Annotated in this window: 10 protein-coding genes; 7 read left to right on the top strand and 3 right to left on the bottom strand. The window is 68.7% G+C overall.

From position 1 onward, the window contains the following. Nucleotides 1-34: 34 nt before the first annotated feature. Together nucS and BN977_RS05265 are read left to right on the top strand one after the other, a co-directional pair. On the top strand, nt 35-721 hold the full coding sequence (gene nucS / locus BN977_RS05270; RefSeq protein ID WP_036396614.1) for an endonuclease NucS: 687 nt from the start codon (nt 35-37) through the stop codon (nt 719-721). A gap of 10 nt (nt 722-731) precedes the next feature. Next, complete coding sequence (locus BN977_RS05265) at nt 732-1,022, top strand: Rv1322 family protein (RefSeq protein WP_036396613.1); 291 nt, start codon at nt 732-734, stop codon at nt 1,020-1,022. Here the strand turns inward: BN977_RS05265 and mce are convergent. Continuing rightward, nucleotides 1,019-1,495: a methylmalonyl-CoA epimerase gene (gene mce, locus BN977_RS05260; protein WP_024452074.1), complete on the bottom strand. Its 477-nt coding sequence runs from the start codon at nt 1,493-1,495 to the stop codon at nt 1,019-1,021. The two genes, BN977_RS05265 and mce, sit on opposite strands and share 4 nt — an antisense overlap. 106 nt (nt 1,496-1,601) lie before the next feature. Here mce and BN977_RS05255 point away from each other — a divergent pair, with 106 nt between their 5' ends. Genes BN977_RS05255 through BN977_RS05245 form a run of 3 tightly spaced genes read left to right on the top strand, consistent with a single transcriptional unit; the run spans nt 1,602 to nt 4,106 of the window. Continuing rightward, nucleotides 1,602-2,783, top strand: a complete 1,182-nt coding sequence (locus BN977_RS05255; protein ID WP_024452075.1) for an acetyl-CoA C-acetyltransferase — start codon at nt 1,602-1,604, stop codon at nt 2,781-2,783. 56 nt (nt 2,784-2,839) lie between these two features. Then, complete coding sequence (locus tag BN977_RS05250) at nt 2,840-3,205, top strand: DUF3817 domain-containing protein (RefSeq protein WP_109790078.1); 366 nt, start codon at nt 2,840-2,842, stop codon at nt 3,203-3,205. A gap of 13 nt (nt 3,206-3,218) precedes the next feature. Then, a complete protein-coding gene (locus tag BN977_RS05245) occupies nt 3,219-4,106 on the top strand; it encodes a tetratricopeptide repeat protein (RefSeq protein ID WP_036396611.1) in 888 nt (295 codons plus the stop codon). Here the strand turns inward: BN977_RS05245 and glgB are convergent. Together glgB and BN977_RS05235 are read right to left on the bottom strand one after the other, a co-directional pair. Next, nucleotides 4,103-6,307, bottom strand: coding sequence for a 1,4-alpha-glucan branching protein GlgB (glgB, locus tag BN977_RS05240; RefSeq protein WP_036396610.1), 2,205 nt, complete (start codon nt 6,305-6,307; stop codon nt 4,103-4,105). The two genes, BN977_RS05245 and glgB, sit on opposite strands and share 4 nt — an antisense overlap. Before the next feature lie 4 nt (nt 6,308-6,311). Further along, entirely contained in the window at nt 6,312-8,381 is a 2,070-nt protein-coding gene (locus BN977_RS05235; RefSeq protein ID WP_036398469.1) for an alpha-1,4-glucan--maltose-1-phosphate maltosyltransferase, read from the bottom strand. A 167-nt stretch (nt 8,382-8,548) separates the two neighbouring features. Here BN977_RS05235 and glgP point away from each other — a divergent pair, with 167 nt between their 5' ends. Next, nucleotides 8,549-11,167, top strand: a complete 2,619-nt coding sequence (gene glgP / locus BN977_RS05230) for an alpha-glucan family phosphorylase (RefSeq protein ID WP_024452080.1) — start codon at nt 8,549-8,551, stop codon at nt 11,165-11,167. Next, nucleotides 11,164-12,015 carry a Vgb family protein gene (locus BN977_RS05225; protein ID WP_036396609.1) on the top strand — a complete coding sequence of 284 codons (852 nt, stop codon included), beginning with the start codon at nt 11,164-11,166 and terminating at the stop codon, nt 12,013-12,015. The genes glgP and BN977_RS05225 overlap by 4 nt, the downstream gene beginning before the upstream one ends. The last annotated feature ends 5 nt before the right edge of the window (nt 12,016-12,020 follow it).

Genomic DNA, 12,020 nt, shown 5'->3' with positions numbered 1-12,020 from the left:
TAGTGACTGCGCGGAGGCAATCTATGGTGGTTCGGTGCGCCTCGTCATCGCCCAATGCACCGTCGATTACGTCGGACGCCTCACCGCCCACCTACCGTCGGCCCGGCGCCTGCTGTTGTTCAAGGCCGACGGCTCGGTGAGCGTGCACGCCGACGACCGTGCGTACAAGCCGCTGAACTGGATGAGCCCGCCGTGCTGGGTGACCGAATCCGTGCCGGAGGTGCCGGCCGACGGCGCGGAGTTGCTGTGGGTCGTGGAGAACAAGACCGGCGAGCAGTTGTGCATCACCGTCGAGAACATCGAGCACGACTCCAGCCATGAACTGGGGGTGGATCCCGGGCTGGTGAAGGACGGCGTCGAGGCACACCTGCAGGCGCTGCTCGCCGAACACGTGGAACTGCTCGGTGCGGGGTTCACCCTGGTGCGCCGCGAATACATGACGGCGATCGGTCCGGTGGATCTGATGTGCCGCGACGAGACGGGGCGCTCGGTCGCCGTCGAGATCAAACGCCGCGGCGAGATCGACGGCGTCGAGCAGCTGACCCGCTACCTGGAACTGCTCAATCGCGACACCGTGCTGGCCCCGGTGAGTGGCATCTTTGCCGCCCAGCAGATCAAACCGCAGGCCCGCACGCTGGCCGAGGACCGCGGGATCCGTTGCGTGGTCCTCGATTACGACAAGATGCGCGGCATGGACAACGACGAGTTCCGCTTGTTCTGATGGATGCCGTATGAGACACCGCCGCCCCGTCCGCAGGCGGGCCGAACCGATGCGGCCGTTGCCGTCACCGCCGCGGGTGGAAGTGGGGCCGGACGGATACGACTACCAGGTCCGGCCGGTGGGGGCGGCGCGCGCCGCGAAGACCTACCGCTGCCCGGGCTGCGATCACGAGATCAAGCCGGGAACGGCGCATGTGCTGGTCTGGCCGGCGCACGGCCCCGACATGGAGGACCGGCGGCACTGGCACACGCCGTGCTGGGCCAATCGGGGGAACCGGGCACCGACCCGGCGATGGAGCTAGTGGTCTTCGGTCGCGGCGGGCTCGACGAGTTCGATCAGCACGCCGCCGGCATCCTTGGGATGGATGAAATTGATCCGGGAGTCCGCGGTGCCCCGGCGGGGTGCGTCGTAGAGCAGCCGGACGCCGTCGGCGCGCAGCCGCTCGGACAGGGCATCGATATCGCTGGTGCGGTAGGCCAGCTGCTGCAGGCCGGGGCCGCGGGTGCCGATGAACTTGGCGATGGTCGACTTCTCGTCCAGGGGAGACAGCAGTTGGATCTGCGCGCTGCCCTTGGCCGCGCCGCGCACCGAGAGCATCGCCTCGCGGACACCCTGGTCCTCGTTGACCTCTTCGTGCAGCACGATCATGCCGAGATGGTCGTGGTACCACTTGATGGCTGCGTCGAGGTCCGGCACGGCGATGCCGACGTGGTCGATCGCGGTCACCAATGCGCTGGCAAGGGCCGGACGGGCGTCGACGTGCTCGGTGGTCATAGACTCAAAGTAACCTGACATGCTGACTTTTATGCCTGTGTGATAGGCCACACTACGGCCGTGCGGAGCTGTGCCGCCGGCTTTACAGAACCTTTGGAGGATGGAAATGACGACCTCGGTGATCGTGGCGGGTGCCCGGACCCCGGTGGGCAAGCTGATGGGCTCGCTCAAGGACTTCTCGGGCAGCGATCTGGGGGCCATCGCCATCAAGGGTGCGCTGGAGAAGGCGGGCGTGGCGGCGTCGCTCGTCGACTACGTGATCATGGGCCAGGTGCTGACCGCCGGCGCCGGCCAGATGCCGGCGCGCCAGGCCGCCGTCGCCGCCGGGATCGGCTGGGACGTGCCCGCCCTGACCATCAACAAGATGTGCCTGTCCGGCATCGACGCCATCGCCCTGGCCGATCAGTTGATCCGCGCCGGGGAGTTCGAGGTCGTCGTGGCCGGCGGCCAGGAGTCGATGAGCCAGGCGCCGCACCTGTTGCCCAAGAGCCGGGAGGGCTACAAGTACGGCGATGTGACCGTGCTGGATCACATGGCCTATGACGGTCTGCACGACGTGTTCACCGACCAGCCGATGGGCGCGCTCACCGAGCAGCGCAACGACGTCGACCGGTTCACCCGCGCCGAGCAGGACGAGCTGGCCGCCCAGTCGCACCAGAAGGCCGCGGCAGCGTGGAAGGACGGCGTCTTCACCGACGAGGTTGTGCCCGTGTCGATTCCGCAGCGCAAGGGCGACCCGATCGAGTTCGCCGAGGACGAGGGCATCCGGGCCAACACCACCGCCGAGTCCCTCGGCGGCCTGAAGCCGGCGTTCCGCAAGGACGGCACCATCACGGCCGGGTCGGCTTCGCAGATCTCCGATGGTGCCGCGGCCGTCGTGGTGATGAGCAAGGCCAAGGCGCAGGAGCTGGGCCTGGAGTGGTTGGTGGAGATCGGCGCGCACGGTGTGGTGGCCGGCCCGGACTCCACGCTGCAGAGCCAGCCCGCCAACGCCATCAAGAAGGCCATCGCTCGCGAGGGCATCACGGTGGACCAGTTGGACGTCATCGAGATCAACGAAGCGTTCGCCGCGGTGTCGCTGGCCTCGACCAAGGAGCTGGGCGTCGACCCGGCCAAGGTCAACGTCAGTGGTGGGGCCATCGCGATCGGGCACCCGATCGGGGCGTCCGGCGCCCGGATCACCCTGCACGCCGCGCTGGAGTTGGCGCGCAAGGGCTCGGGCTACGCGGTCGCTGCGCTGTGTGGTGCCGGCGGCCAGGGTGATGCGCTGATCCTGCGCCGTCCCTGAGCGCCCTCTCAACGTTCAACGACAGCGCGTAGTAGCCAGCCGGGCCTTCGGGCACAATGGCGCCCATGGCACTGCTCGTCAATGGTCACCGCGCCGCAGGCTGGTTCCGGCTGGTCGCCGCGGCCGAAGCGCTCAGCTGGGTCGGTCTGCTGGTGGGGATGTACTTCAAGTACCTGGGCACACCCCGCACCGAGATCGGCGTCAAGGTCTTCGGGCCCATCCACGGTGGCATCTTCATCGCCTTCGTGGTGCTGGCGGTGCTGGTCGGAGTGGCGTTCAAATGGTCGCTGACCACCTGGATATCGGCGTTGCTGGCCAGCATCGTGCCGTTGGCCAGTGTGATCTTCCTCATCTGGGCCGAGCGCACCGGTCGCCTCGGCAGGAGTGCCCGCCCGGCCGAGGCCGCCGCGTCGGGGACGTGACAGACTTGTCGATGTGACACGACCCCGCTCTTCTCTCGGCCCCGCGCTGGCTGGCGCGGTCGATCTCTCCGCCCTGAAACAACCTCCGGCCTCGGCCCGGGCGGCCTCGGCGCCGCCGGCCGGCGCCGTCGAGGTCACCGAGGCCAACCTCGAAGCCGAGGTGCTGGTCCGCTCCGGCGAGGTGCCCGTCGTGGTGCTGTTGTGGACGCCGCGCAGCGAGGCCAGCGCCGCCCTCGGTGACATCCTGGCCGAGTTGGCCTCGGCCGACGCCGGCAAGTGGTCGCTGGCGCTGGTCAACGTCGACACCACGCCACGCGTGGCGCAGATGTTCGGCGTGCAGGCCGTGCCCACCGTGGTGGCACTGGCCGGCGGGCAGCCGATCGCCAGTTTCCAGGGACCGCAGCCGCCCGAGCAGCTGCGGCGGTGGATCGACTCGCTGCTGCAGGCCACCGCAGGCAAGCTCAGCGGCCGGGGCGACGAACCCGAGCAGGCCGACCCGGAGCTGGAGGCCGCCCGCGCGCACCTCGACAACGGCGATTTCGACGCGGCCCTGGCCGCCTACCAAGGCATCCTGGCGAGCAAGCCCAACGACCCGGAGGCCACCGGAGCCGTCCGGCAGATCACCTTCCTGCAGCGGGCCACCACCCGTCCTCAGGACGCCGTCGCGGTGGCCGATGCGGCACCCGATGATCTCGAGGCCGCGTTCGCCGCCGCCGACGTCGAAATCCTGCAGCAGAACGTCGCCGCCGCGTTCAACCGGCTCATCGCCCTGGTGAAGCGGACCGCCGGTGACGACCGGACGAAGGTGCGTACCCGGCTGATCGAGCTGTTCGAGCTGTTCGACGCCGCCGACCCGGATGTCATCGCCGGGCGGCGCAATCTGGCCAACGCGCTCTACTAGACCGCCGGATCGGGTTCGAACCAGAGCGCGGCCAGCGGCGGCAGCGACATGACCGCCGAGGCGGGCCTGCCGTGCCACGGCTCGGAGGTGGCCTCGACCGCGCCGAAATTGCCCAGGCCTGCACCGTTGTAGATGGTGGCGTCGGTGTTGAGCACCTCACGCCAGCGCCCGGCGTGCGGCAGTCCCAGCCGGTACTGCGCATGCTCGGAACCGGAGAAGTTGAACACGCAGGCCAGCACGGACCCGTCGTCCCCGAACCGCAGGAAGCTGAGCACGTTGTTGGCCGAGTCGTTGGCGTCGATCCAGGAGTAGCCGTCGGGCACGGTGTCGCGGGACCACAGCGCGCGACGGCTGCGGTACAGCTCGTTGATGTCGGCGACCAGGCGCTGGATCCCGGTGGAGAAGCTCTGCTCGCCCAGTTGGTACCAGTCCAGTCCGCGTTCCTCGGACCACTCGGCGCGCTGACCGAACTCCTGGCCCATGAACAGCAGCTGCTTGCCCGGATGGGCCCACTGATAGGCGAGCAGTCCGCGCACCCCGGCGGCCTTGGTGTGGTCGTTGCCCGGCATCCGGCCCCACAGGGTGCCCTTGCCGTGCACCACCTCGTCATGGCTGATCGGGAGCACGTAATTCTCGCTGAACGCGTACAGCATCGAGAAGGTCATCTCGTGGTGGTGAAAGCTGCGATGGATCGGGTCCCTGGCGATGTAGGCCAGCGTGTCGTTCATCCAGCCCATGTTCCACTTCATCGAGAAGCCAAGGCCGCCAAGGTTGGTCGGGCGGGTGACACCCGGCCACGAGGTGGACTCCTCGGCGATGGTGACGATGCCGGGGTGCACCTTGTGCACCGTGGCGTTCATCTCCTGGAGGAACTGCACAGCCTCCAGATTCTCCCGGCCGCCGTACTTGTTGGGCGTCCAGCCGCCCGCCGGTCGTGAATAATCCAGGTAGAGCATCGAGGCCACCGCGTCCACCCGCAGGCCGTCGATGTGGAACTCCTGCAGCCAGTACAGCGCGTTGGCCACCAGGAAATTGCGCACCTCGGCCCGGCCGAAGTCGAAAACATAGGTGCCCCAGTCGAGTTGCTCACCGCGGCGGGGGTCGGCGTGCTCGTAGAGTGCGGTGCCGTCGAACCGGCCCAGCGCCCACGCGTCCTTGGGGAAGTGCGCGGGCACCCAGTCGACGATCACCCCGATGCCGGCCTGGTGCAGCGTGTCCACCAGGTAGCGGAAGTCGTCGGGGGTGCCCAATCGCGAGGTCGGCGCGTAGTAGGACGTCACCTGGTAACCCCACGACCCGCCGAACGGGTGCTCGGCCACCGGGAGCAGCTCGACGTGCGTGAAACCTTGGGACACCACGTATTCGGTGAGCTCGGTGGCCAGCTGGCGATAACTCAACCCCGGCCGCCACGACATCAGGTGCACCTCGTAGGTGCTCATCGGCTCGAACACCGGATTGCGCAGCACCCGCCCGGCCATCCAGTCGCCGTCGTTCCACTCGTAATCGCTGCGCGTGACCCGGGAGGCGGTGTGCGGCGGGACCTCGGTCGCGAACGCCATCGGGTCGGCCCGCTCGGTGACCACCCCGTCGGCGCCGTGCACGCGGAACTTGTACAGCCCGCCGACGGGGAAGTCGGGCCAGAACACCTCCCACACGCCCGAGGAGCCGAGGCTGCGCATCGGTGCCTCGTTGCCGACCCAATGGTTGAACTCGCCGATCAGGCTGACGCCCTTGGCATTCGGCGCCCAAACCGCAAAGGAGACACCCTCCACCTGGCCGTCGGGGGTGGTGAAGGTGCGTGGATGTGCGCCCAGCGCCTCCCACAGCCGTTCGTGGCGGCCCTCGGCGAACAGGTGCAGATCCATCTCGCCGAGGGTGGGCAGGAAGCGGTACGGGTCGGCCACGGTGAGCACCGGGGCACCCGGATAACCGATCTCCAGCCGGTAGTCGATCAACCCGGTGATCGGGACCGCCACCGCGAACAGGCCGCCGTCGATGTGGCTGGCCTCGTAGCGCACGCCGCCGATCACCGCGGCCACCGTCTCGGCGTGCGGACGCAGCGTACGGATGACGGTGTGGTCGCCGTATTCGTGGGCGCCCAGGACCGAGTGCGGGTCGTGATGCTGCCCGGACAGCAGCCGGTGCAGCTCCGTGTCGGGGGGACGCAGGTGCGTGCTGGTGATGGGGTTGATCCGGGTCATCGGTTCACTCCCTTCGCAGAAGGTTCAGTCGGGCGTCGTGCGGGATCAACGGCATGTTGATCACATGGGCGATTGTCTTGACGGGGTCCAGGCGCACGTAATTGGACTGGCCCCACTGGTATTCCTCGCCGGTGATCTCATCGCGCACCCAGAACCGCTCGTAGGGCTCCATGCCGAGAGCGCCCATGTCCAGCCAGAGCGTGCCTTCCTCCGGGCCGAACGCGTTGAGCGTCACCACCACCAGGACGCAATCGCCGCTGACCGGGTCGAACTTGCTGTAGGCCAGCAGCGCGTCGTTGTCGATGTGGTGGAACGTGATGGTGCGCAGCTGCGCCAATGCGGGGTGCAGTCGCCGAATCTCGTTGAGCCTGGCCAGGAACGGTTCAAGGGACCGGCCGGCGGCCAGCGCTGCCTCGAAATCACGGGGCCGCAGTTCGTACTTCTCGGAGTTGAGGTACTCCTCGCTCCCGGGCTTCACCGCTTCGTGCTCGAAGAGCTCGTAACCGGAGTACACACCCCACGCCGAACTCAGGGTGGCGGCCAGCGCCGCCCTGATGGCGAACATGCCCGGCCCGCCGTGCTGCAGCGACTCGTGCAGGATGTCGGGCGTGTTGACGAACAGGTTGGGGCGGGCGCAGTCGGCGTACTTCGCGATCTCCTCGCCGAATTCGGTGATCTCCCATTTGGCGGTGCGCCAGGTGAAGTACGAATACGACTGCGTGAAGCCGAGTTTGGCCAAACCGTACAACCGGGCCGGGCGGGTGAACGCCTCGGACAGGAACAGCACGTCCGGGTGCTCGTCCTTGACCTTGCCGATCAGCCAGGCCCAGAAGTTGGGCGGCTTGGTGTGCGGGTTGTCGACGCGGAAGACCTTGACGCCATGCGATATCCAGTGCCGCACCACCCGCAGCACTTCCTCGTACAGGCCGGCCGGGTCGTTGTCGAAGTTCAGCGGATAGATGTCCTGGTACTTCTTCGGCGGATTCTCCGCGTAGGCGATGGTCCCGTCGGGCAATACGGTGAACCATTCCGGGTGCGCCTTGGCCCACGGATGGTCCGGGGCGCACTGCAGGGCCAGGTCCAGCGCCACCTCCAGTCCCTGATCGGTTGCGGCAGCGACGAAATCGTCGAACGCCTCGATACCGCCCAGGTCGGGATGCACGGCATCATGGCCGCCCTCGTCACTGCCGATCGCCCACGGCGAGCCGACATCGTCGGGTTCGGCGGTCACCGAGTTGTTGCGGCCCTTGCGGTGCACCTTGCCGATCGGATGGATCGGGGGCAGGTAGACCACGTCGAAGCCCATCCGGGCGATGCGCGGCAGATCCTTGGCCGCGGTGGCGAAGGTGCCGTGCACCGGTTTCCCGTCGGCGTCCCAGCCTCCGGTCGACCGCGGAAACAGCTCGTACCACGCCGAGAACCGGGCCAGCGGGCGGTCCACCCAGACGCCGTATTGATCACCGCGGGTGAGCAATTCGCGCAGCGGATACTTGTGCAGCAGCTCGCCGACCGCGGGGGACAGGGCGGCCGCGGCGCGGGTCAGTGGATCCCCCGGTGTGCGCAGGGCCGCGGCCGCGGCCAGCAGCGGCTCCCGGTGTTCGCGCGGAACGCCGGTCGACGCGCGCTCCAGCAGCTGGGCACCGACCAGCAGATCATTGGACAGTTCGGTCTCGCCCTGACCCGCGTCGAGTTTGGCGGTGACCGCCTTACGCCAGGTGCTGATCGGGTCACCCCAGCCGTCTACCCGGTACGTCCACAATCCAACCCTGTCCGGGGTGAACTGGCCGTGGAACACATCGGGGGTGCGTCCCAGTTCCATCGGCAGGGCCTGCGGTTTGATGCGCGGTGGCGTGACCGGGCGCCGCGGTTCGGACGACAGGCCCGGCGGATCCTCGACCAACTGCGGATATGCCGAGCCGTGGTAACGCACCACCAGCGTCGCGGCCACCGCGTCGTGGCCTTCCCGCCACACCGCCGCGCTCACGGGTACCACTTCGCCGACCACGGCCTTGGCCGGGAAACGGCCGCCGGACAGTACGGGCGCGACGTCATCGATCTCGATACGACCGGGCACCCATCCCACTCCCTTTTGCGGGCGCGGCTCTTTCACCGCGCGTTGCCAACCACCGTAGTGCTCCCTCGGCCCCAGAGTGCCCGATGAGGTCACTCTGTAATCCACCCGTCGGCTCACGTTATGAGACGCCCTGCTACGCCGCGACGGAGTCAGTAAGGTGAAGTCACGTGAAAGCTCTTCGTCGGTTCACTGTCCGAGCACACCTGCCCGACCGCCTCGGCGCGCTGGAGCGCCTGTCCGTCAACCTGCGGTGGTCATGGCACAAACCGACCCAGGACCTGTTCGCGGCCATCGACCCCGACCTGTGGCAGCAGGTCGGCCAGGATCCCGTGGCGCTGCTGGGCGGCGTCAGCCCCCAGCGTCTGGACGAGCTCGCGGTCGACGGCGGTTTCCTGGACCGCGTCGACCGGTTGGCCGCGGACCTGGACGACTACCTGGCCCGTCCGCTCTGGTATCAGGAGAAGCAGGCCGCCGGGGACGCCCTGCCCAGCGGGATCGCTTATTTCTCCATGGAGTTCGGCGTCGCCGAGGTGTTGCCCAACTACTCGGGTGGCTTGGGCATCCTCGCCGGTGACCACCTGAAATCGGCGTCGGACCTCGGCCTGCCGCTGATCGGTGTCGGCCTGTACTACCGGTCCGGTTATTTCCGCCAGTCGCTGACCGCCGACGGTTGGCAGCACGAGAACTATCCGTCGCTCGATCCGCAGGGCCTGCCGCTGCGCCTGCTGACCCGGGCCGACGGGGAGCCGGTGCTCATCGAGCTTGCGCTGCCCGACGATGCGACACTGTTCGCCCATGTCTGGGTGGCCCAGGTGGGTCGAATCCCATTGCTGCTGCTCGATTCCGACATCGGTGAGAACGAGCACGACCTGCGCACCGTCACCGACCGGCTCTACGGCGGGGATCAGGAACACCGCATCAAACAGGAGATCCTGGCCGGCGTCGGCGGGGTGCGTGCCATCCGCGCGTACACCGAGATCGAAGGCCGCCCCGCGCCCGAGGTGTTCCACATGAACGAGGGGCACGCCGGCTTCCTCGGTGCCGAGCGGATCCGTGAGCTCATCGATGCCGGTCTGGATTTCGACACCGCGCTCACCGTGGTGCGCTCGTCGACGGTGTTCACCACCCACACCCCGGTGCCCGCCGGTATCGACCGGTTCCCCGTCGAGTTGGTCAAACGCTACTTCGGTGCCGGGGCCGACGCGAATTCGGCTCTGCTGCCCGGTGTTCCGTTGGACCGGATCATCGCCTTCGGCGCCGAGGACGATCCATCCAAGTTCAATATGGCGCATATGGGGCTGCGGCTGGCCCAGCGCGCCAACGGGGTGTCGCTGCTGCACGGCCGGGTCAGCCGGGAGATGTTCAGCGAGCTGTGGCCCGGGTTCGACGCCACCGAGGTGCCGATCGGTTCGATCACCAACGGGGTGCACGCGCCGACGTGGGCCGCCCCGCAGTGGATCGAACTCGCGCGCGAACTGGTCGGCGACGACCTGGGTTCACTCAACGAGGCGCAGACCTGGCAGCGACTGCAGCAGGTCGACCCCGGCCACCTGTGGTGGATCCGGTCCCAGCTGCGCGCCCTGCTGGTCGACGACGTCCGGGCCCGGCTGCGCCGGTCCTGGCTGGAGCGCGGCGCCTCGGAAGCCGAGCTGGGCTGGATCGCCACCGCGTTCGACCCGGAGGTGCTGACCGTCGGGTTCGCGCGGCGGGTGCCGACCTACAAGCGGTTGACCCTGATGCTGCGTGATCCGGACCGGCTGGAGAAGCTGCTGCTCGACGAGAAGCGGCCGGTGCAGTTGATCGTGGCCGGTAAATCGCACCCCGCCGACGACGGTGGCAAGGCACTGATCCAGCAGATCGTGCGCTTCGCCGACCGCCCCGAGGTGCGGCACCGCATCGCGTTCCTGCCGGACTACGACATGTCGATGGCCCGGCTGCTGTACTGGGGCTGCGACGTCTGGCTGAACAACCCGCTGCGCCCACTGGAGGCCTGCGGGACCTCGGGCATGAAGAGCGCGCTCAACGGCGGCCTGAACCTGTCCATCCGCGACGGCTGGTGGGACGAGTGGTACGACGGCGAGAACGGGTGGGAGATCCCGACCGCCGACGGCCTGGCCGACGAGGGCCGTCGCGACGACATCGAGGCCGGTGCGCTGTACGACCTGCTGGAATCCTCGGTCACGCCCAAGTTCTACGAACGCAACGAACACGGCGTGCCGACCCGGTGGGTCGAGATGGTGCGCCACACCCTGCAGGTGCTCGGCCCCAAGGTGCTGGCGTCGCGGATGGTGCGGGACTACACCGAGAAGTACTACGCACCCGCGGCGCAATCGCTGCGGGCCACCCTGGAATCCGGTGAAGGACCCGACGGCGATTCGTCCAGTGATCCCTTCGGTGCCGCCCGGCAGCTGGCGGACTACCGGCGGCGGGTCACCGAGGCCTGGCCGAAGATCCAGATCACGGACGTGGACAGCTACGGGTTGCCCGACACTCCGCTGCTGGGCAGCGAGCTGACCCTGACCGCCACGGTGGACCTGGCCGGACTGGCGCCCGACGAGGTGGTGGTGCAGGCCGTGGTCGGCGGTGTCGATGCCGCCGATGTGCTGCAGAACCCGGTGACCGTGCCGATGGCGCACATCAGCACCGCCGACGGCGGCAAGCACATCTTCTCCACCAGCACGCCGCTGCCCGTCGCCGGCTCGGTCGGCTACACGGTGCGGGTACTGCCGCATCACCGGCTGCTGGCCGGCGCCAACGAGCTCGGTCTCGTCACGCTCGCGTCGTGAGCCGGGCCCTCGACGTCGCCGTGCCCGGCGGGCCGTACGCCCTGGCCGCCGGACCCGACGGGGCCGTGTGGGCGACGCTCGTGCACAGCGGCGAGATCGCGCGCATCGCCGCCGACGGCCGGCTCGACGTCTATCCGGTGCATCCGCAGAGCAAGCCGTCCATCATCACCGTCGGCCCCGACGGGGCGCTCTGGTTCACCCGCAGTGGGGATGACCGGATCGGCCGCATCGAGCGCGACGGCACCCACACCAGTATCGAATTACCGCATGGCAGTGTGCCTTTCGGGCTCTGCGTGGGCCCGGACGATGCGCTGTGGTTCACCGCGATGGGCTCGGGTGCGGTGGGGCGGGTCGACCCCGATGGCGACGTCGACGTGGTGGCGGTGCCCGGCGGCACCCCGTCGATGATCACCGCCGGACCCGACGGCGCGGTGTGGTTCACCCTCAACACCGCCAGTGCGATCGGCCGGGTGGACATGAAGGGCACAGTCAGCATCCGGCAGACCCCGACGCCGTCGGCCGGGCCGGTGGGCATCACCGCGACCCATGACGACGCGGTGTGGTTCACCGCCATCGGCGCCGACAAACTCGGCCGCATCCCGATGAACGAGGCCATCCAGGAACTCGACCTGCCCGGCAAGCCGCACGCGGTGGTGGCCGACGCGGCCGACGGCGTGTGGGTCAGCCTGTGGGGCGCCGACCAGCTGGCGCGGGTCGGCGCCGACGGCGAGGTGGCCACCATCGACCTGCCGGCGGGTAGCGAGCCGCACGGGCTGGCGGTGGCCCCCGACGGTGCGCTGTGGGTCGCCCTGGAGGCGGGCTACGTGCTGCGGCTTCCGGTCGGGTGAGCCGG

It is taken from the genome of Mycolicibacterium cosmeticum (assembly GCF_000613185.1).
In the GTDB taxonomy this organism is placed as follows: Bacteria; Actinomycetota; Actinomycetes; order Mycobacteriales; family Mycobacteriaceae; genus Mycobacterium; species Mycobacterium cosmeticum.
The sequence above is the reverse complement of the archived record's forward strand: the minus strand, read 5'-3'. Positions and strand labels throughout refer to the sequence as shown.

Excerpts from the sequence above, each read along its gene's own strand:
- BN977_RS05265 (WP_036396613.1), top strand. The coding sequence starts at position 732 with ATGAGACACCGCCGCCCCGTCCGCAGGCGGGCCGAACCGATGCGGCCG.
- mce (WP_024452074.1), bottom strand. The coding sequence starts at position 1,495 with ATGACCACCGAGCACGTCGACGCCCGTCCGGCCCTTGCCAGCGCATTG.
- BN977_RS05255 (WP_024452075.1), top strand. The coding sequence starts at position 1,602 with ATGACGACCTCGGTGATCGTGGCGGGTGCCCGGACCCCGGTGGGCAAG.
- BN977_RS05250 (WP_109790078.1), top strand. The coding sequence starts at position 2,840 with ATGGCGCCCATGGCACTGCTCGTCAATGGTCACCGCGCCGCAGGCTGG.
- glgB (WP_036396610.1), bottom strand. The coding sequence starts at position 6,307 with ATGACCCGGATCAACCCCATCACCAGCACGCACCTGCGTCCCCCCGAC.